19 protein-coding genes and 1 pseudogene are annotated in these 20253 nt (G+C 63.0%); 7 read left to right on the top strand and 13 right to left on the bottom strand.

Going from position 1 to position 20253, the window contains the following annotated elements; translation table 11 throughout:
- Nucleotides 1-3 precede the first annotated feature (3 nt).
- The 6 genes from ASE60_RS08145 to ASE60_RS08120 are packed head-to-tail and all read right to left on the bottom strand — an operon-like array spanning nt 4 to nt 5583.
- On the bottom strand, nt 4-867 hold the full coding sequence (locus ASE60_RS08145) for a branched-chain amino acid ABC transporter permease (RefSeq protein WP_057249241.1): 864 nt from the start codon (nt 865-867) through the stop codon (nt 4-6).
- The gene (locus ASE60_RS08140; protein ID WP_057249240.1) at nt 854-1576 is read right to left on the bottom strand and encodes an ABC transporter ATP-binding protein; all 723 of its coding nucleotides are present in this window, start codon (nt 1574-1576) and stop codon (nt 854-856) included. Before ASE60_RS08140 ends, ASE60_RS08145 begins: the two co-directional genes overlap by 14 nt.
- The gene (locus ASE60_RS08135; protein ID WP_057249239.1) at nt 1573-2292 is read right to left on the bottom strand and encodes an ABC transporter ATP-binding protein; all 720 of its coding nucleotides are present in this window, start codon (nt 2290-2292) and stop codon (nt 1573-1575) included. Before ASE60_RS08135 ends, ASE60_RS08140 begins: the two co-directional genes overlap by 4 nt.
- 40 nt (nt 2293-2332) lie before the next feature.
- Nucleotides 2333-3613, bottom strand: coding sequence for an ABC transporter substrate-binding protein (locus tag ASE60_RS08130; RefSeq protein WP_057249238.1), 1281 nt, complete (start codon nt 3611-3613; stop codon nt 2333-2335).
- A 39-nt stretch (nt 3614-3652) separates the two neighbouring features.
- A complete protein-coding gene (locus ASE60_RS08125; RefSeq protein WP_057249237.1) occupies nt 3653-4714 on the bottom strand; it encodes a maleylacetate reductase in 1062 nt (353 codons plus the stop codon).
- Entirely contained in the window at nt 4711-5583 is an 873-nt protein-coding gene (locus tag ASE60_RS08120; protein WP_057249236.1) for a dioxygenase, read from the bottom strand. Before ASE60_RS08120 ends, ASE60_RS08125 begins: the two co-directional genes overlap by 4 nt.
- 92 nt (nt 5584-5675) lie before the next feature.
- On the opposite strand from ASE60_RS08120, the gene ASE60_RS08115 reads away from it, so the two are divergent.
- From ASE60_RS08115 to ASE60_RS08100, 4 genes are all read left to right on the top strand, one after another.
- On the top strand, nt 5676-6626 hold the full coding sequence (locus ASE60_RS08115; protein WP_057249235.1) for a LysR family transcriptional regulator: 951 nt from the start codon (nt 5676-5678) through the stop codon (nt 6624-6626).
- Nucleotides 6627-6982: 356 nt separating this feature from the next.
- A complete protein-coding gene (locus ASE60_RS08110) occupies nt 6983-8077 on the top strand; it encodes an efflux RND transporter periplasmic adaptor subunit (protein WP_057249234.1) in 1095 nt (364 codons plus the stop codon).
- Complete coding sequence (locus tag ASE60_RS08105) at nt 8077-10416, top strand: ABC transporter permease (protein ID WP_057249233.1); 2340 nt, start codon at nt 8077-8079, stop codon at nt 10414-10416. Before ASE60_RS08110 ends, ASE60_RS08105 begins: the two co-directional genes overlap by 1 nt.
- Entirely contained in the window at nt 10406-11377 is a 972-nt protein-coding gene (locus ASE60_RS08100) for an HlyD family efflux transporter periplasmic adaptor subunit (RefSeq protein WP_057249232.1), read from the top strand. The genes ASE60_RS08105 and ASE60_RS08100 overlap by 11 nt, the downstream gene beginning before the upstream one ends.
- Nucleotides 11378-11653: 276 nt before the next feature.
- Here the strand turns inward: ASE60_RS08100 and ASE60_RS33490 are convergent.
- Together ASE60_RS33490 and ASE60_RS08085 are read right to left on the bottom strand one after the other, a co-directional pair.
- Nucleotides 11654-11818, bottom strand: a pseudogene (locus ASE60_RS33490) (alpha/beta hydrolase); the annotation flags it as partial.
- Nucleotides 11819-11913: 95 nt separating this feature from the next.
- Nucleotides 11914-12111 carry a heavy-metal-associated domain-containing protein gene (locus ASE60_RS08085; RefSeq protein WP_057249229.1) on the bottom strand — a complete coding sequence of 66 codons (198 nt, stop codon included), beginning with the start codon at nt 12109-12111 and terminating at the stop codon, nt 11914-11916.
- Between the two features lie 425 nt (nt 12112-12536).
- Between ASE60_RS08085 and ASE60_RS08080 the strand changes: the two genes are divergently transcribed.
- Complete coding sequence (locus ASE60_RS08080) at nt 12537-13829, top strand: NCS2 family permease (RefSeq protein ID WP_057249228.1); 1293 nt, start codon at nt 12537-12539, stop codon at nt 13827-13829.
- A 163-nt stretch (nt 13830-13992) separates the two neighbouring features.
- Here ASE60_RS08080 and ASE60_RS08075 read toward each other — a convergent pair whose 3' ends face one another.
- Together ASE60_RS08075 and ASE60_RS08070 are read right to left on the bottom strand one after the other, a co-directional pair.
- Nucleotides 13993-14313 (bottom strand): 2Fe-2S iron-sulfur cluster-binding protein, encoded by a 321-nt coding sequence (locus ASE60_RS08075; protein ID WP_057249227.1) that lies wholly within the window; start codon nt 14311-14313, stop codon nt 13993-13995.
- A 40-nt stretch (nt 14314-14353) separates the two neighbouring features.
- Nucleotides 14354-15607 carry a cytochrome P450 gene (locus ASE60_RS08070; protein ID WP_057249226.1) on the bottom strand — a complete coding sequence of 418 codons (1254 nt, stop codon included), beginning with the start codon at nt 15605-15607 and terminating at the stop codon, nt 14354-14356.
- 112 nt (nt 15608-15719) lie between these two features.
- Here ASE60_RS08070 and ASE60_RS08065 point away from each other — a divergent pair, with 112 nt between their 5' ends.
- On the top strand, nt 15720-16568 hold the full coding sequence (locus ASE60_RS08065; RefSeq protein ID WP_082615765.1) for an AraC family transcriptional regulator: 849 nt from the start codon (nt 15720-15722) through the stop codon (nt 16566-16568).
- Nucleotides 16569-16666: 98 nt separating this feature from the next.
- Here ASE60_RS08065 and ASE60_RS08060 read toward each other — a convergent pair whose 3' ends face one another.
- From ASE60_RS08060 to puuE, 3 genes are all read right to left on the bottom strand, one after another.
- Nucleotides 16667-17152, bottom strand: coding sequence for an ureidoglycolate lyase (locus ASE60_RS08060; RefSeq protein WP_057249225.1), 486 nt, complete (start codon nt 17150-17152; stop codon nt 16667-16669).
- A gap of 107 nt (nt 17153-17259) precedes the next feature.
- Complete coding sequence (gene alc / locus ASE60_RS08055; protein WP_057249224.1) at nt 17260-18282, bottom strand: allantoicase; 1023 nt, start codon at nt 18280-18282, stop codon at nt 17260-17262.
- 10 nt (nt 18283-18292) lie between these two features.
- A complete protein-coding gene (puuE, locus tag ASE60_RS08050) occupies nt 18293-19708 on the bottom strand; it encodes an allantoinase PuuE (RefSeq protein ID WP_057249223.1) in 1416 nt (471 codons plus the stop codon).
- A 172-nt stretch (nt 19709-19880) separates the two neighbouring features.
- On the opposite strand from puuE, the gene uraH reads away from it, so the two are divergent.
- Complete coding sequence (uraH, locus tag ASE60_RS34480) at nt 19881-20252, top strand: hydroxyisourate hydrolase (RefSeq protein WP_057249222.1); 372 nt, start codon at nt 19881-19883, stop codon at nt 20250-20252.
- Nucleotide 20253 lies beyond the last annotated feature (1 nt).

Here is a 20253-nt window from a genome sequence, read left to right as displayed (position 1 = left end):
ACCTCAATCGACGGCGCGGGGGAAAAGCCCGCGTGGCTTGATGACGAGAACGGTGAGGAAGGCGAGATGTCCGGCAAGGATCTGCCATTCCGGATTGACGGCCGCCCCAAGCGTCTGCGCAACGCCGAGGATGACCCCGCCGGCAAGCGTTCCCCAGAGCGAGCCGAGGCCGCCGATGATCACGGCTTCGAAGGCGTAGATCAGGCGGGACGGTCCCGATGTCGGATCGAAGTTGGCGCGCGTGCCAAGATAGAGGGCGGCGATCGTCACCACGACCATGGCAAGCCCGGTCGCCATGGCGAAGACGCGTTGCGGGCGAATACCCATCAGCCCGGCCGTCACGATGTCGTCGGAGGTCGCGCGGAAGGCGCGCCCGAGCGCCGTTCGATAGATCAGCTGGTTGAGGCCGAAGATCACGGCGAGCGCCGACAGGAAGGTCATCAACGGCATCAGGCCTATGTTGAGCGAGCCGACGCCGATCGAAGCACTTTCCAGCGCCCCGATGGACACGCGGCGGCTGTCGGCGGAAAACGCTTCGAGCAGGCCATTCTGGAGGACGATGGAGATGCCGAACGTGACGAGCAGCGGCGGCAACACGTCCTTGCCGAGCGTGCGATTGAGCACGAAGTATTGCAGGCCCCAACCTGTCAGGAACATCAGTGGCGCGGCAATGAGCGCTGCCAGGAATGGATTGAGGCCGAGCGCCGAGGTCAGCAAAAGGATCAGGAATGCGGCAAGCACGATCAGGTCGCCATGGGCGAGATTGACGAGCCGCATGATGCCGAAGACCAGGCTCAGGCCGGCGGCAAACAGGGCGTAGAGCCCGCCGAGCAGAACGCCCTGCACGATCGTGTCAATGAAGCTCATGGCGCGGCGCTCCGAAATAGGCCTGGTGGATCTGTTCGCGGGTCAGCACCTCCGGACGCCCCGAAAGCGTCACCCGCCCTTCCATCAGGCAATAGACCTGGGTTGCGACCTTCAGTGCCTGGGCGATGTCTTGCTCGACGATGACCATCGAGGCGCCCGTTGCGCGGATACGCGGGAAAGCCGCATAGATGTCGCGAACGACGACCGGTGCCAGGCCGAGGCTGATCTCGTCGCAGAGCAGCACGTCCGGGTTGGACATCAGTGCCCGGCCGATCGCCACCATCTGCTGCTGGCCGCCGGAAAGGGCCGTCGCCGGGTTGTTTCGACGCTCGCGCAGGATCGGGAAGAGCTCATAGACACTCTCTAGAGTCCATGGTCCCTGTCCCTTGCGGCCATAGGCGCCGATCAACAGGTTCTCCTCGACGGTCAGCGACGGGAACAGCCGGCGGCCTTCCGGTACCATGGCGATGCCGCGGGCAAGCACGTCGGGTGCTGCCAGCGCGCCGATCGGTTCATCGCGATAGACGACCATGCCCGGCTCGCTTGTGAGCACGCCGGAGATCGCGCGCATCAGGCTGGTCTTGCCCGCGCCATTGGCGCCGATGATCGCAACGGTTTCCCCCTTGGCAACGGCGATATCGACACCGAAAAGGGCCTGGAAGTCGCCGTAGAAGGCCTTGAGCCCTCTGGTTTCAAGCATAGCCGTCATAGCTCGATCCCCAGATAGATCTCCTGGACGGCACGCGACGCCATGAGCTCGTCGGGTTTTCCAATACCGATCACCTTGCCGAAGTTGAGAACCAGAAGCCGTTCGACCACCGAGGTCAGCGCATGAAGCACATGTTCGATCCAGATGACGGCAACGCCCTTTTGCTGGATGGCACTGATGGTCGCGACCAGTTGGTGGCATTCGGCTTCCGTCAAACCGCCGGCGATCTCGTCCAGCAGCAACAGCCGGGGTTCGGTGGCAAGCGCCCTTGCCAGTTCCAGCCGCTTGCGCTGCAGAAGGGTGAGGCCGCCGGCCAGTACATTCGCCTTCTCGAACAGGCCGGTGTCCACCAGGATTTCGGCGCAGCGGTCACAGGCTTCCGCCTCGCGCCGCCGCGTGCCAAAACTGCCCGCGACGAGCAGGTTCTCAAAGACTGTCAGCTTTTCGAAGGGTTGCGGGATCTGGAAGGTCCGCCCCATGCCCGAAAGACAGCGCGCCATCGGCGGCGTTCGGGTGACATCCACGCCGCCGAAGCGGACCGTGCCGCTGTCGGCGGCGATGTTGCCGGTAATCAGATTGAACAGCGTCGACTTGCCGGCGCCGTTTGGCCCGATGATGCCCAGCGCCTCACCCTCGCCGACCGAAAAGCTGATCTCGTCGGCGACGGTCAGCGCGCCGAAGCGCTTCGAGACCCGCTCGAGCTCTAACAGAGACATGCCTGACCCTCCTCGGTCACAGTCCCACGCCATCAGGCGCTTAAACGATCGCTTCCATTTTTCCACCGGCGGGGATGTTCGGCGCCGTCTTGTTGTCGGTAATGACGAGGTCGTAGCCGCCGGCGTCCTTCAGCCGCCACTGACCGCCGACGAGCGGCGTCTTGGCGACGTTGCGGGCAGCAAACGGCGGCAGTCCCTTGCCGTCCCATGCAATGGGACCGACGAGCGTATCGAGTTTTGTGGCGGCGATTGCCTGGGCCACTGCATCGCCGTCCGTCGGGTCGTCGGCCCGCGTAACGGCGTCGACGGCCAATTCGAAGAGGGCGTGGGCAAAGCCGATCGGCTGCGTCCATGGCCGGCCGGTCGCCTTGGTGAAAGCGTCGGCCACTTGAGCGGATGTCTCGCCTGTCAGCGACGAGGCGAAGGGGTGGCTCGGCGACCACCAGACTTCGGACGAGAGATTGTGCCCGGCCTTGCCTAGCGCTTCGACCGCGTGCGGGAACAGCAATGCCTTCCCGATCGAGGCGACCTTCGGCACGAAACCCTGCTGCTTTGCCTGGTTCCAGAAGGTCGTGAAGTCAGGAGGGATGACCACGCCGGTAACGATCTCGCATCCAGCCGATTTGAACGCATTGATCTGGGCAGAGAAATCGTCCGTCATGTTCTGGTAACGGCCGGGGTCGGTGAGCCCGTAGCCAAGCTTTTCGAGGACCGGCGGGAAACCCACGGTCCCGTCGCCCCAGGCATTGCCGTCACCGTCATTGGGGAAGAGGCCGCCGACTTTGTGGTTCGTCTCGACCTGGGCCCACATATTGGTGAAGACGGCGATCACATCCTCGAGGCCCCAGAAGAAGTGATAGGCATAGTCGAACGGTTTCCACGAAGCGGGATCGCTTGGGTTACTCTGTTGGCCGATGAACCAGGGCTGCCACGGCGCAACCGTCGAAATGCAGGGCATCTGTTCGGCTTCGCAGGTGGTTGCAACAGGGTTCGTGGTTTCGGGTGTCGAGGCGACCAGAACCAGATTGACCTCGTCATCGACGATCAGCTGCTTGGCGACTTCCGCCGCCCGGTTCGGGTTCGACTGGCTGTCCTTGACGACAACCTCGAAGTTTTGGCCCTTGGCCTTGGTCGCCGCCAGAAACGCGTCGATGACGAATTTGTCGGCTTCGCCGAAGGCAGCGAGCGGCCCGGTTTGCGGGCTCACATAACCAAGCTTGATCGCCGTGTCCTTGGCAATCGCCGGCATCGCAAGTCCGGATGAAAAGGCGACTGCGCCACCTGCGGCTGTCGTCTTCAGAAAATCGCGTCTCGTCAGCATGGTTCCTCCTCCCAATGCCCTTCCTCCCGAAGGGTCTCGTCAGTTCGTCGGCCGGCTGCCCTCCCAGGCATCCTGCAGCAGCGCCCGAATGGACTGGCGGTCGATCGGGCGTGGGTTCCAGTAGGGGTTTTCGGTCGCAATCTCGGCGGTCCGATCCAGATCGGCCTCCAAAAGGCCGAGGTCCTTCAAGGCCAGCGGCGCACCGAGCGACTTTGCGAAATCCCACAAGCCGCCGCCAACCGATCCGCCGAAGGTCCGGGCCACAGGTTCAAGCAGCTCAGGCACGGCCGCGGCGTTGTAGGCCGCCGTATGCGGCAGCATGATCGTGTGGGTTTCCGCGTGCGGCGTATCGAAGGTGCCGCCGAGCGTGTGGCAAATCTTGTGATGCAGCGCCATGCCGACCGCGCCGAGCACGGTGCCCGAGAGCCAGGCGCCGTAAAGCGCTTCGGCCCGTGCCTCGCGATCGCGCGGCGTCCCAATGATCGTCGGCAGGCTCGTCTTGAAGGCTGACAAGCCTTCTTTCGCCATCAGCGAAGAGATCGGGTTACGATCCTGCGCATAAAGCGCTTCGACCGCATGGGCCATGGCGTTGAGCGCGCTGGCAACGCTCATGCCGACCGGCAGGCCGAGAGTCAGCTCGGGATCGTAAATCACCACCTCCGGCAGGATCGAAGGATGCCTGTCGGTCGTCTTTCGGCCGCCTTCCGTCTGTCCGAGGATCGGCGTTACTTCCGAACCGGCGTAGGTGGTCGGGATAACGACTTGAGGCAGATCGGTGCGGTAGGCGATCGCCTTGCCGAGCCCGGTGGTGGATCCGCCGCCAAGGGAGACGACACAGTCGGCGCCGCTTTGGTTGACCGCTTCCATCGCCTTTGCCGTGACCTCGACTGGCGTATGCATCACGGCCCCGGCAAAAACGCCTGCGGCAAGTGGCCCGAGCCGCTCCGCCAATGCTTCCGCGTCTGCCCGTTGCTGCGGTGTTGAGAGCACCAACGCTCGGCTGCACCCAAGCTTTTCGACCCAGGCTCCGGCCTCGCGGCTCCTGCCTTCGCCAAAGACGATGTGCGCCGCACTGCCCTGGTAGGTGAAATTGTTCCTCACGACCCAGATCCTTCCCTTGCCCTCGCCATCAGGAACTTGAAGTCCAGCCGCCAGCCGGGCTTGCCGCCGATGTCGGAGCATTTGAATTCGTGCACCAGTTCCGGCTTGACGCCGAAGATCGCGTCCTCGTCGATATGAGGATCGCTGCCGTCGTAGATATGAGTCGTAATCGTCTGGAAACCTGGAGCGGTGACGATGAAATGTAGATGGGCTGGGCGCCGGAGCGAACAACCCGCCTGGCCAAGGAGCTTGCCCACCGGCCCGTCTTCCGGGACGCTGTAGCCGGCGGGGCGCACCGTCAGGTAGTCGAACCGCCCTTCGCGATCGGTCTTGAAGACGCCGCGCAAATTAAACTCCGGTTGCAGGTCCGGTTGCTGGTTCTCGTAGAAACCTGCGGCGTTCGCCTGCCAGGTCGTGACCTCCGCGCCCTCGATCGGGTGGCCGTCGAGATCGAGCAATTGCCCGAAGACCGCCAGCCGCTCGCCGACGCCATCGAGCGAGATGTTGCTGCCGGATATGCGTTTCGGCGTGTCGGCGCGAAAGAACGGCCCACGGACCGTATTGGGTGTCGCCTGTTTCGGGCGACGGGAGTTGATCTCATCGACCAGCGCCGAAGCGCCAAGCAGGTCGAACAGCAGACCCCACTCCTGCCGCCGCTCGTCCGTGGTGTGACCAACCTCGGTCAGAAACTCGATCATTTTGCGCCAGTCGGCCGCGCTGGGACGCAATTCCCTGATGAGCTCGTGAAGGTGGGTGACGACCGTGCTCAGCACCAGCGGCAGCGAGCCGTCGTCCGCTTTCGATATTCGCTGTGCGAAAGCCTCGGTAAAGGCTGCTTCCTTGGGATTCGAAACCATCGCGCCCCGCATCACACTCCTCCAGACACTTGGCTGAGATGAAAGCTAACACGGGCCGCGGGCGCGATTGATGATTTTACTCTGAGTTAATATAATCAATTGTTATGAAGATAGACGAACGCCATCTTGTTCAGCTCGCTGCGGTCGTGAAGGCTGGCGGCGTCACCGAAGGGGCAGCGCTGCTCGGGCTGTCGCAGCCGGCGATCTCGCGCACCATTGCCATGCTCGAAAAGCGCCTGGGCGAACCGCTTTTCGTCAAAGGGCGGCGGCCGCTGCAACCGACGCCGCTCGGGCGCGCGCTCGCCGATCATGGCCAGGTCATGCTGTCGGCGTCGCGCAAGGCGTCCGACACGATCGAAAGCTTTCGCCTCGGCAAAAGCGGTCTCGTGCGCGTCGGCGGTACGCCATTTTTCATGGACGCCTTGATCGCGCCGATGATCGCAGACTTCCAGGCACAAAACCCCAACGTCAGGATTGACCAGAGCTACGGCTACATGGCCGACCTGCGCGCTGCCCTGAAGGGTGATCAGATCGATCTTGCTATCTGCCCGCTCGATATTCTTGAGGAGGGATCGGGCTTGGCGTTCCAGAAGGTGCTTCCCGGTCGAAACGTCGTCGCCTGCCGGGTCACGCATCCGCTTCTGTTGAAGCGACGGCCGCAGCCGTCTCAGCTACTCGAATATCCCTGGGTGGCGCCGCCGCCGGGAAGCCCGCTGCTTGCGGATCTCCATAGCCTGCTGCTCTCCTTCGGGGCGACCGAGATCAAGATACGCTACACAGGCGGCTCGCTGATGAGCCTCGTCAACTATCTGAAGGGTATCGACGCCTTGACTGTGCTTCCGCACAGCGTCGTCTTCGCGCTACGCAACGAAAAATCGATCACGGCACTTCCGGTTTCCGTCCCGCACCCGGAACGTGCCCTTGGGCTTCTGAGGCGCGCGACCTCGGCGCATACCCCGGCCATCGAAAAATTCTCGCAACACATCCGCCACAGCTTCGACCAGCTTCAGCACCTCATCCATCGACATGAACAGGCCGTGGTTTGGGGTGTTTAGCTGGATATCTGCCCATGCGAACCCGTAACCGCGTTCTGATCGGTGATGCGATGGTCTCGAGTCCAGGAAAGATCATCCCGGCAAGTCCGACGCGGCAAAAATCATCGCTTTCTCCATTTGTGCCGCGCAACATGTGATCGGCGCTTGACCGGTTTTTCCTGTTGACGTCTCCGACATCACGCGGGCACCATTTGCGCCTCGGGCGAAGGCCTCGCCACCCAGGACGAAGCAGGGCTTTGCCGTGCTTGGAGCTGTGGGCAAGCCGAAGTGGAGACGGTGCAGTGGTAGATACGTCACGCAGCGCAGGCAACGGTGTTTCAGAAACTGACCGCAGTTCCGATGGCGCGGCGAGCGCGATGGAAAAGACGACGGACCGAGACGAGGCGGTGGACCCGAACGTCCAGCTTCGTGGGCCCGACGATCCAGAAAATGTTCCTTCCGACGCAACTGAATCGGGCCTGCGCGGGAAGCCGCCGATCGCTACCGCACTCATCGTCGCGGTGTTCACGCTGGCGATCGTCGGATTGTCCCTCTGGTACCTCGTCCAGCCACAGCCGCTGCTGGTGCAGGGAGAGGCGGACGCGACCCGCATCGATATCGCCGCCCGTGTGGACGGGCGCATCGGCGAGCGACCGGTCTCACGCGGCGAGGATATCAAGGCTGGACAGACCCTTGCCTCGATCAGCAATCCCGAGTTGCTGATGAAGCTGCAGGAAGCCGAGGCCGCTCGCGCCGTCGCGGTGGCCGACCTCAATCGGATCGAAGTCGGCACAAGGGCAGAGGTGGTGGCGGAACGCAAGGCTGCGGTCGCAGCCAGCGAGGCAAGCCTGACGCTGGCCCAGCAGACCTATGATCGCACGCTGCAGTTGACCCAGGGCGAACACGCATCGGTCCAGAACCTCGACCAGGCAACGGCAAATCTCGATGTCGCCAAACGGTCGAATGAGCAGGCCAAACTCGCCTACGACGAGGCGGTGGCCGGTTACACGCCAGAGGAGCGCGGTGTCGCGAAGGCGGCCGTGGCGAAGGCGGAGGCCGCAATCGCGACCTTGAAAGCACAGGTCGCGGAGTTGACGGTGACCGCACCTATTGCCGGGCAGGTCTACCAGATTGCCACCGAACCGGGGGAGTATGTCTCGCCTGGCGTGCCTCTGCTCTCGCTCGTTGATCTTTCCGACATCTGGGTACGCTTTGACCTTCGAGAGGATCTCGTGAAGGGCCTGAAGGTGGGCGACCATTTCCAGGTGAAAATTCCAGCGCTCGGTGACACCCCCGTCGAAGTCGAGGTCCGCACGATTGCAACGCGCGGCGAATATGCGGGCTGGCGCGCAACCCGGGCGACCGGTGATTTCGACCTCAGAACCTTCGAAGTTCGGGCCTATCCGGTCGAAAAGATCGCCACATTGAGGCCGGGCATGAGCGCCTATGCCGACTGGGCGGATGCACGGTGATGACGGCCGCTCAGCCTCGCGGGCTCGTTGCGGTTGCCGCCCGGGAAGTCCTGTGGATGTGGCGGGACAAGGTAGCCCTGCTTCTGGTGGTGGGCATCCCGCTTCTGGCTTTCTCGCTGCTTGCCGCAACTTTCGGAAATGCGGTCATCCGCAACCTTCATGTCGACGTGGTCGATCAGGATCGGTCGAGAACCTCGATGACCTTCGTGCAGGCAATCAGCGCCGCTCCCGGGGTCAATGTCGACAGGCGGTCCTTTGATCTTAGCGGCGCCATGCATGCGGTGCGGTCGGGTGAGGCGATCGCTGCCGTCTATATCCCCAAGGATCTCGAGCGTGACATCATGGCCGGGCGGCGGCCGCAGATCGTGGTGTTCTTCAACAAGCAGTATTTCACACCCGGGAACGTCGCTTCGACCTCCCTGCAGTCGGCGGTTTCGGCGGCGATCGCCGACCTGCCGCGCGGCGCGGTAAGCCCGGGTTTCAGGCCGGGCCCGCTCGTCGTCGAGCAATATGTCCTGACCAATCCGGCCCTGAACTATGCGCAGTTTCTGCTTCGCGCCATATTGCCGACGGTACTTCATGTCGTTGTCGCGATCGCGGGCGGTTATGCTGTCGGGTCGGAATTCGGATCGCGCAGCATGAGCGAATGGCTTGCCACGGCCGGAGGCAGCAGCCTCACGGCTCTCGTCGGCAAGTTGCTGCCGTATTTGGCGATCTTCCTGCTGATGATGGCCGTGGTGCTCGGCATCATTCACGGCCTCTACGAGATCCCGTTCCGCGGCAATCCGGTCCTGGTCGCGGCCGCAGCATGCCTTCTCATCATTGCCTATCTCTCGGTCGGCGCTCTCTTTCAACTGCTCGTCAGAAACCTCGCTTCCGGCCTCAGCCTGACCGGTATCTTTTGCTCCCCCGCTTTCGGTTATGCCGGCGTGGGCTTCCCGATTCTGGCGATGAATACCTTCGCCCAAAGCTGGGGGATGCTGCTGCCGCTGCGTTGGTACATTCAGGTCCTGTTCGACCAGGCGGCCCGCGGTGTACCTGAGCAGGACTCGATTACGCCCTTCATGGCACTTGGCGCTCTCGCAGCGCTCTATTTCCTGTTCTCATGGCTTCGGTTGCGCGCGATCGCGAACAGACCCTTGCCCACCACGGAGGAGACGGTCGAACCACGGCGATCGGGCAGGATCAGTGTCGCCCGCGCGCTCGCGGACGAATATGGCCGCGTCCTGCGAGACCGTGGAGCTTTCGGCCTCATCGTTCTCGGGCCGATCATCTACGGTCTGTTTTATCCTCAACCCTATGTCGGGCAACTCATCCGGAACATTCCGATCGCTGTCGTCGACGACGACCACTCGGACATCAGCCTCACGATCGTCCAGGCCCTGGATGGACACGAAGCGGTCGAAGTTGCAGCCCGTCCAACGACCCTTGCCGAAGCGCAGATGGCCCTCGCCCGGCGGCAGGTGTTCGGTATCCTGAGTATTCCTGCCGGCACCGAGCGCGAGGTCATGAAGGGGTCGACGGCGCGTTTGCCGGCCTTTGTCGATTCCACATACTTCCTGCTTTACAGTCGGACGCTTCAGGGCATTCAGGAGTCTGTCGGTTCGGTTCGTTCCGACCTCTCCACGCAGAGCGCGCGCGCCGAAGGAAGCCGCTATCGGGCAGCTTTGTCCGTCAGTTCGCCGGTCGAGATTCTCAACCAGCCGCTGTTCAATCCGACGGGCGGCTACGGCAGTTATGTCGTGCCGGCTGCCTTCGTCCTGATCTTGCAGCAGACCTTGCTGATGGGCACGGCGACGATTGGCGGGGTAGCGTTCGAACGCGGCGGGCATGAGGCGCGGCGAAGCCGTAGCGCGGTAAAATCGGTTCTCGGCCAGGCGCTTGCGCATCTTCTGCTGGCATTGCCGGCCTACGTGTTCTTTCTCGTCGTCCTGCCGAGAGTCTACGGATTTTCCGCCACGAATCGGGTGCTGGACCTTTTTGTTCTCGCTGTTCCCTTTATTCTCTCGGTCAGCTTCCTGGGGCAGTTTGCAGGAAGCTGGTTCAGGCGCCGAGAGACCGCCGTCCTGCTGTTCATAGCGATCAGCCTGCCGCTATTCTTCCTTGTGGGCGTCGCCTGGCCACCGGAGGCGATCCCGCCGGGATTGCGGGCCGCGAGCTACGCCCTTCCAAGCACGTCGGGGATCGATGCGCTGGTTCGAGCAAACCAGATGGGGGCCGCGTTCGGCGACGTCTTCAAGGACTGGGCGCGGCTCTGGATGCTGGCATTCATCTATGCTGCCCTGGCCATGATCTCCGCTCGGTTCGTCACCTCACGGAGGGGCGTCAATGAACGCTAGATCCATGCGCCTACCGATCATTGCCGCGACCGCACTGGCCCTCTCGGCATCCGCCGCATCGTTGGCCGCGGCGGCGGACAGGGAGGCTATCGCCGGCATGGTCAGGCGAACGGAAATCCGCATTGCTCCCGAGACATCCGGCCGCCTCGCCAGCGTTGCCGTAAAACCGGGGCAGAAGGTGCGTAAAGGCGACATAATCGCGGTGTTGGACAATCCGGATCTGTCAGCGCTTGTCGGAGAGGCGAGGGCGGCGGCCGCGAGCGCGAAGGCAGAGCGCGACCGGATCTATTCCGGCATCAGGCGCGAACAGGTTGATATTGCAGTGGAGGCCGTGCGCACGGCCGAGGCAAACCTGGTCCTTGCACGACAGGAGAACGACCGGGCGACCGCACTTGCGGCCAAAAACTTCGCAAGTCGGCAAAAGGCCGACGAAGCCGCTGCCTCTCTCGCCAAGGGCGAAGCAGATCTGGAGGTAAAACGCGCCCAGGCAGAGGCAGCGAATGCCGGTCCTACTGTTGAAGAGCGGGCACTCGCGGATGCCAGGGTCGCACTTGCCGAGGCGACGGTGGCGAGTATTCAAGCCAAGCTCGACAGGACAAGGCTCGTTGCGCCAGCCGATGGCACGATCAACATCCGCGTCGCCGAACTTGGGGAAATCATCGGGCCCGGAAAACCTGTGGTAACGATGGACGTCGACGACCGGTCGTGGTTTGCCTTCACCGTGCGTGAGGATGATCTCCGCGGCATGACGGTCGGCACCCCCGTAACGCTTTCGACGCCGAACGGGCCGTCTGTTCCCGCACATGTGACGGAACTTCGGCCGTTGGGCGAGTTCGCGACATGGCGAGCGGCGCGGGCTGTCGGAGACCATGACCTCAATAGCTTCCGTGTTCGCTTGGAGGCAGATATGCCCACGAGCGATCTCGAGCCTGGCATGACCGTGCTGCTCGCTCGCCCCTAGAGTTCGGCGGTTATGCCGGTGCCGTTGATGGGAAAGGCTTCTAGGACCTGCCGAGACAGGCTCGAGAGCCGGGGATAATGGACGCTGGACGTTGCAGACAACTTTGCGGGGACCGGCGTCTTGCCTTCGGGTCGATGCCCGCAGGCAAGGAAAGCAGCAAAAGTGCCGTCCGCACTTTCGTCCATCTGGAGGCGGTATTCTGCGGGGTTAGCTGTCGATCGCAAAAGCAGCCCCCGAGCGGCGCTGCGGTCGGAGGCTGCGTTTCGTTCCGTCGACCGGGATCATGCGGTCCTCGGTGGCGAGATACCAGCTCGGCTTTTCCTTCCAGGCGGGCTTGCCCACCTCGCCCTGAAGCGCCTCGAGGTCCCACGGAACCTGGGAGTCGGTCATGAAGGCGGCAAGTCCGGGCTCGACGTCTGCGGCAAAGGCGGCGGCGAACTTCTCGACCAGCGGCCGAAAAGCCGCCCAAGCGCTTCGGGCGGGGCATTCGTTGCCACCCAGTTGGGCTGTGGATGGTCCACGGCGCGGCCCATCGTCTAGAGCGCACGGCTTTCGTAGCCGGCGGCCCTCAAGGCGTCGGCGATCGGGCCCGCACCGGCAACGGTCTCGACGCTGACTTCCCGGTTGCCGAGATCGACCTTGATCGTAGCCTGCGGATCGACGCTCAGGATCGCCTTTTGGACGGCACCGGCGCAGTGGCCGCAGGTCATGTTGTCGATCTTGTAGTTCTGCATGCTTGTCTCCTTCGTTTCGTTGTGAGAGAAACATGGCGGTTCCCATCGTTGGAAGGTCAAGAGGACCTTCCAACATATTTTGTCGAGAGTTTCTTCTTGGCACACCCCGATGGTGGTGAACACGCGAAACACGCAGTTTCGGCCCCCCAAATGCTCCGAAAAATTTGAAAGTCTTTCATCACCGATCCCGGGAATGGACGGCTAGCGGTCCGGCTCCGGAAGTCGCACAATCCCAAGGCTGTGCAAAAGGCATTCGCGTCGTCCGAAAGAGGGCGGACGATCGCCAGCCGGCACGAAGCCTTAAGCGAAGCGATCGTCCCGGAAACTTCCGGACGTTCGAAATGCACTGGTCGGGAACTGGAGGAGACGGTTTCCCGGTCACTGTCGTTCGGCTGCGTCGTGGTGACGCCGCCAAGGGAGGAAAGATGTTTGAACGACTATTCAAGCTGAAAGAGCATCAGACGACGGCGCGCACCGAGGTGATCGCCGGTATCACGACATTCCTGACGATGTCCTACATCATCTTCGTCAACCCCGACATCCTGTCGAGCACGGGCATGGATAGGGATGCCGTCTTCGTCGCAACCTGTATCGCCGCCGCACTCGGCTCCGCCGTCATGGCGCTCGTCGCCAACTGGCCGATCGGCATGGCGCCCGGCATGGGCCTCAACGCCTTCTTCGCCTTCACCGTCGTCGCTGCCCTCGGCTTCACCTGGCAACAGGCGCTGGGCGCGGTCTTCATCTCGGGCGTGATCTTCCTGATCCTCACCGTGACCGGGGTGCGAAGCTGGCTGATTGCCGGCATTCCGCATTCGCTGAGAAGCGCGATTGCCACCGGTATCGGCCTCTTCCTCGGCATCATCGCCTTGAAGAACGCCGGTATCGTCGTCGACAATCCGGCAACGCTCGTCGGTCTTGGCGATCTCAAGCAGACCGGTCCGCTTCTCGCCATCCTCGGCTTCTTCGTGATCGCCGTGCTCGATGCGCTGAAGGTTCGCGGCTCGATCCTGATCGGCATCCTGGTTGTCACGGTTCTGTCGATGATCCTTGGCGTCAGTGAGTTCAAGGGCATCGTCTCGGCACCGCCGAGCATTGCGCCGACCTTCCTGCAGCTCGACATCATGGGCGCTCTGCATGGCGGCCTGCTGCACGTCATCCTCGTCTTCGTACTCGTGGAAGTCTTCGACGCCACCGGCACGCTGATCGGTGTCGCCAAGCGTGCCAAGCTGGTCGAAGAGGGCAAGCCGAACCGTCTCGGCCGCGCGCTTCTGGCCGACAGCACCGCGATCGTCGCCGGCTCGCTGATCGGCACCAGCAGCACGACTGCCTATGTCGAAAGCGCCTCGGGCGTTCAGGCAGGCGGCCGCACCGGCCTGACCGCGCTCACCGTCTGCGTGCTGTTCCTGGCAGCACTGTTCTTCTCGCCGCTGGCAGCGGCCGTCCCGTCCTATGCGACGGCTCCGGCTCTGCTCTATGTCGCCGGCCTGATGATGCGCGAACTGACCGAAGTCGACTGGGACGACCTGACGGAAGCGGCACCGGCTGCGCTCACCGCGCTCGCCATGCCCTTCACCTACTCGATCGCCAACGGCCTCGCCTTCGGCTTCGTGAGCTACGTCGTCTTGAAGGTCTGCACCGGAAAGTGGAGCGTCATCCACCCGGCCACCCAGATCGTCGCCGCCCTGTTCATCGTGCGCTTCGCGTTCTTTGCCGAGTAATACGAAATTTGGCCGGGGCATCGTCGCCTCGGCCAATCAGAACTTCCCCGTAAGTGCTGGCCGGAGCAACGAAAATGTTGCCCCGGCCTTTTTCTACCTGATCTGACTTTTTAAGGTACGCGAATCCGGGCGGAAAACCGTTTCACACTTTTCCTGGACTTGCTCAGTATTGCCCGGCCGGCAGATGCACCACCAGGCCATCGAACTCGGCCGAGACCGTGATCTGACAGCTCAGGCGGCTGCGCTCGTTGGGATTGACCACGCACTCGATCATGTCCTGCTCCTGGAAATCGGGTGCCGGCAATCGTTCGGCCCATTCGCCGTCGATGTAACAGTGGCAGGTGCCGCAGGCGCAGGAACCGCCGCATTCGGCGGCAATGGCATCGATGCCGTTCTGCACCGCCGCGGACATCAGCGATTGGCCGACCTCCGCCTGCACTTCTTTGGTCGTGCCGTCCGCGTCGATGAAGACGATCTTGGGCATGGGTATTCTCCGGTTCTTAGAATGTCGGTTTCAGTGCGGGTCAGGCTTGCCGGATGGCAATCTTCAGCCGCTTGGGGCCGCGCACCGAAAGGCCGCGCTTGTATTCCGGTTCCCGCTCGGCGAGTTCGATGGTCGGGAAGCGGCGAAGCAGGGTGCTGAAGATGATATCCATGTCGAGCCGCGCGAGGTGGTTGCCGAGACAGAAGTGCACGCCGCCGCCGAAGGCGAGGTGCCGGTTGGGCGTGCGGCCGATATCGAAGGTGTCGGCGTTGTCGAATTGCTTGGGGTCGCGGTTGGCAGCACCGTAGAGCAGGCCGAACTTGGTGCCGCGTTCGAAACGCCGGCCGCAGATCTCGACGTCCTCGACGCAATGCCGGTGGAAGAAGGGAAGCGGGGATTCGTAGCGGAACATCTCCTGTACGCCGGTCTGGATCAGGCCGGGTTCGTTCCTCAGCCGCGCCATCTGCTCGGGAAAGCGCAAGAGCGCATGCATGCCGCTGCCGAGCACGTCGATCGTCGAGCCGTGGCCCGCCATCAGGATCAGCATGCAGGTCGAGATGAATTCGTCGAAGTTCATTGCGCCGGAGCGCTCCGCCTCGATCAGCACCGAGATGAGATCATCGTTCGGCGCGCGCTCGCGCTCGGCCTTCAGCGCCGTCAGATACTCGTAGAACTCGGTGGTGTTGTCTTCGGCGATCTTCTTGCGCGCGTCGGAACGGTCGACGTCGAAGAACTGCACGATGTTTTCCGACCAGATGCGGAGCTGCGGACAGTCTTCGTCCGGCACGCCGAGCAGGCGGCCGATGATATGGCCGGGAACGTGGGCGGCGAGGTCGTCGACGAAATCGATCTCGCCGCGATCTGCAAGGCTGTCGATCAGGCGGTCGACATAGGCCTGGATCTGGTCGCGCAGCTTGGCGATCATGGCAGGCGTGAACAGCTTGAACACCTGCTTGCGCAGCCGGTCGTGCACGGCGCCGTCGCTGTCGAGCAGGCTGAACTGGACGAAGCGCTCGTGGTGCGGCATGTCATGCCAGTTACCGGCACGCTGCAGTTTCGCAAGCTCCTCGGCGGTCGCAATGTCCTCGAGCGAGCGCACCATCCGCTTGTCCATGACGATCGCCGAGACATCCTCGAAGCGCGAAGCCAGCCAGATGTCGAGGTCTGGGAAGTAATGCAGCCCTTCCTTCTCACGCAAGGCGCGGTAGGTCGGGTAGGGATCGCGGGCAAAATCCGGGGACAACGGCGCGAAGGTCAGCTTTGCGGCTTCGCCGTTCGGCGTGGCTTCGGTCATGGGCAATACTCCGTGCATAAAGCTGCATGATAGCGTCGCCACGGTCTCGTTGGGAATGGTACGCTGTCGCAAGATGATGGACAAAACTCGCATTGACTGACAGAAAACGCGGATGCTGTCTGAAAACGAAGAGATCCATTTCCATACGCCGGCCAAATTTGCCGATGCGTTTCCCTATCTGGCGCTGGTCGCCGGAAGCCGGACCGCCCATCCTGAGGAAGCGCCGATCCGCAAGCGGTTCCACCAGCATGTCTTTGTCTACACCACCGGCGGCCGCGGGCTGATAGAGGTGCGCGGTCAACGGTTCCTGGCCGAAACGGGCAATGTCGCCTGGCTCGATACCGCGCAGGCCTATGCGCACAGCTGCGCGCCCGACAGCGAAAACTGGCGCTATCTCTGGATGGGGATCGAGGGGCACGGTCTCGATGCGCTCTACCAGTTCCTGGGTGTCCAGCAGTCGCCATTGTTCGCGCCGAGGGATACGCAGACGGCACGCGCTGCCTTTGAGGCGGTGAGCGGGTTTCTTGCGGAACGCTCGCCTGCGACCGATGCCTTGGCGAGTGCGGCTATCTCCGGGCTGATCGTGGACATGATCGGTCCGCGTCTGACCGGCAGTGAGCCGGGCGAGGATGCACCGGGCGAGGATCGTTTGTTGGCTGTTCTTTCAGCGATGCGTGACGATCTCGCCCGCGCCTGGACGATCGATGATCTCGCGGCCCTAGCGCGGCTTAGCCAGTCGCAACTCTTTCGCCGCTTTCGCGATATGGTGGGCACGACGCCGATGGACTGGCTGCGCCACGAGCGCATCAACCAGGCGAAACGCCTGCTGATCGGCCGCGATGCGAAGGTTTCCGCGGTGGCGGCGGTATGCGGCTATCCCGATCCCTATCATTTCTCGCGCGATTTCCGCCGGGTGACGGGATACACGCCGACGAAGTTCCGTCGGGATGGCGGCTACTGATGTCGATTGATGGGCATCAGGAAAACAGTTGAGCCCTACGGTACGCCCCGTGACCCACGCACCGATGACCCGGTCAGTTGACCGGGCCATTCGTTCATTCATACAATCAGGAACGGCTCCTTGAAGAAGTGTTCCTCCAGATTGACGCCTTCGCCGCCGCGGTCGACAACCGCGAAATCCGAGACATCTTCGAGTGGTGTCAGGATGCCGTGCCAGACATTGCGGGCGATGTTTACGCCTTGGCCCGGTGTGGTCTTGAAGGCGATCGGTTCACTCGGGCCTTCGTCGGTTTCCCGGGAGACGACGACGAGGAACGGATTGTCGCTCAAGGGGATGAACGCCTGACTGCCGAGCGGATGGCGCTCGACCATGGTGAGCTTGAGTGGCAGCGGATAGGGTTCGCCGCGCACCAGGCTGATCATCGGCCGGGCCTTCTCGCCCGTCGTTTCGATCTTGGCGAGATCGTGATAGCGGGTGCATTTGCCACCGTTGATGGGGAAGTTGTGGGCGTTCTCCGTTTCGATTACGTCGCCGTAGGGCGCAAAGGCCTCCCGGGTCAGTGGCTGTATGACGATCTCCTTCATGCGACGCTCCTCCGTGCAATGTTGATCGATGGCAGCAATTCCAGGGAAAGCGCTTCCCTGGAACTTGCGGTTCAGGTCCGGTCATTTCGTTTCCTCTGCGAAACGATCTAGGGGCTGCCGGCTTTCGCAATACGCCCGAAGACACGCAACCGGCTGACGCCGCCATCGGGGAAGATGTTGAAACGCACATGGGTTACAGGGCCCGGCGCTTTGAACTCGTTTGCTCCGTAGGTGTGCAGGCTGTCGGCCGAGAGCTTCTGCTGCGGCAGAACCTCGCGCCAGAACATCGACGATGCGGTGATCGAGGCAGCCAGCTCGCACGTGGCTGCGCTGAGGTCGGCTGCCTGCAGCGAGCAGGCGTCCGGGTAGTTTCCCTTGAAGTGGGCGGTGTCGACCACGATCCGCTCGACCGCACCGCGCGCGGCAAGTTTGACCACGATCCAGTCGTTGCCGGGCTCGCGCCGGCGGCGCGTCTCCCAGCCGTCGCCCATGTTGATGCCGCGTCCGGGCGCAAGCAGCCGCTGGTGGCCGTAGTGCCCGTTCGAATACGCGATGATGCGGCCGCCGAGCAGCGACGAGGCGAGATCGACTGCCGTGTCGCCGATCGCCGCCCGGTCCAGGGCGGGCGTGCCGTAAACCTTGAGGCGGGCGATGCCGCCATCGGGATAGATGCGCAGGCGGACATGGCTCCAGACCGCTTCCGACCTGGCCTCGAAATGATGAAGCGCACTCGGCCCGAGCGGCCGCGCGCAGACAAGTTCCGTCCAGGTCGTCCGCTCATCCGGTCCATCGGGCGCCAGACAGGCGTCGATGGCGCAGGCGCTCGGATAGTTGCCGGTGAAATGCGCCGTATCGACCTCGAAGCCGCGGATACGACCGTTTGCGGCAAGCGCGATGATGGCATGATCGTTGCCGGGGCCGCGGCGACGCCGCGTCTCCCAGCCGTCCATCCACTTGCCGTTCTCGTCATAGACACCGGGATGATAGACCGGCGGCGCGTCTTGAAGCATGCGCTCGAGCGGCGCGAAGAACTCGTCGGTTGCGAAGACCGGCCTCGCGCCGAGAGCGGCGGAGGCGAGGTTGATCGCATTCAGCGCGAATTCGGGCGGGCTCACGCCGTCGGTCGTCATCGCGAGGCCCTCAGCTCGGCAGCATGTCCTTGAGGCGCAGATAGGCGATCCGCTCCACCTGCCGGCACGCCGTCTCGAATTCCGTCTCGCGGTCGTTTTCGACCCGGCCTTCGAAGGCCGCAAGGATTTCGCCCTTGGTCCGTCCCTTGACCGCCAGGATGAAGGGGAAGCCGAACTTCTCGACATAAGCCGTGTTGAGCGTGGTGAAGCGCTCGCGCTCGGCATCGGTCAGCGCATCGAGGCCGGCACCGGCCTGCTCGTTGGTCGAGCTCTCGGTGAGACGCTTGGCTTGCGCCAGCTTGCCAGCGAGGTCCGGGTGGGCGATGAGAACGGCGAGCCGTTCCTCGGCAGAGGCTTCGCGGAAGACAGCGGAAAGGGCGGCCGCAAGGCCGATCGCCGTGTCGTTGGCGGGCGAAAGCTCGCCCTGGAAGGCGCGCTTGGCGATCCACTTCGAATGTTCGAAGACGCCGCCGAAGCGGGTGACAAACTCTTCTTCAGAAAGCCGCGACGGGCGATCGTCCCAGGCCTTGAAGGGATAGGCCTCGGCCCAGTAGCAGGCGATATCGACGCGCTTTGCGAGCCAGACCTTCTCGTGGCTCTGCACATAGTCGAGGAAGCGGGCAAGTGCTGCGGCGCGGCCGGGGCGGCCGACGAGGCGGCAGTGTAGTCCGATGCTCAACATCTTCGGCGCGCCGGCCGCTCCTTCGGCGTAAAGAACGTCGAAGCTGTCCTTGAGGTAGCTGAAGAACTGGTCGCCGCTGTTGAAACCCTGCGGCGTCGCAAAACGCATGTCGTTGCTGTCGAGCGTATAGGGGATGACCAGTTGATGGCGCCCGGCATGTTCATGCCAGTAGGGCAGGTCGTCGGCATAGGCGTCGGACACGTAGTCAAAGCCGCCGGCTTCCGTCACGAGGTCGAGCGTGTTGTCCGAACAGCGGCCGGTGTACCAACCACGTGGGCGCTCTCCGGTAACGATGGTATGCAGGCGGATAGCCTCGGCGATCTCCTGGCGTTCGCGCTCGGGCGAAAAGTCCTTGTGCTCGATCCATTTGAGACCGTGCGAGGCGATTTCCCAGCCGGCGTCCTGCATGGCGGCAACCTGCTCGGGCGAACGCTTCAGTGCCGTGGCGACGCCATAGACCGTTGCCGGCACGCCGCGTTCGGTGAACATGCGGTGCAGCCGCCAGAAGCCGGCACGCGCGCCATATTCATAGATCGATTCCATGTTCCAGTGGCGCTGGCCCTGCCAGGCCTGCGCGCCGACGATTTCCGACAGGAATGCTTCGGAGGCCGCGTCGCCATGCAGCACGCAGTTCTCTCCACCTTCCTCGTAGTTGATGACGAATTGCACGGCGATCCGGGCGCCGTCGGGCCATGTGATCTTGAAGTTCGGGCCGTGGCCGTGAAGATCGCGGGGGTATCTCATCAAAGCAGCTCCTCCAGACATTTTCGTCTCTGCGGCAAATTTCTAGCCGCATTTGTTTCGAGCCATTCCCCCCAAAAAATTTGAAAGTCTCGAATGATCCGCTCGCTACCAAGCGGGCCGGAATGCCGGAATACTGCGAGGTGGAAAGCTGACTTCGGGAGGAGCGAAAAGAATGCAATCTCATGGTGGAAACGCCGGTCGCCTGACGACGCACGTGCTGGATACGGCAAGCGGCAAGCCGGCCGAGGGGCTGCGCATCGAGCTCTACCGGGTCGATAGCGATCGCCAGACGCACATCAAATCGGTCAAGACCAACGACGATGGTCGCTGCGACGAGCCGCTGTTGAGTGGCGAGCGCATGCAGACGGGCACCTACGAACTGCATTTTCATGCCGGCGACTATCTCGGGGGCGCGAGCAAGCGCGGCGAGAACCCGTTCCTCGACGTGATCCCGATCCGCTTCGGCATCGAGAACCAGGGCGCCCACTACCACGTGCCGCTGCTGCTTTCGCCCTATGGCTACTCCACCTACCGCGGGAGCTAAG

Source organism: Ensifer sp. Root278 (assembly GCF_001429285.1).
GTDB lineage: Bacteria > Pseudomonadota > Alphaproteobacteria > Rhizobiales > Rhizobiaceae > Ensifer.
This window is presented reverse-complemented; position numbering and strand designations above follow the sequence as displayed.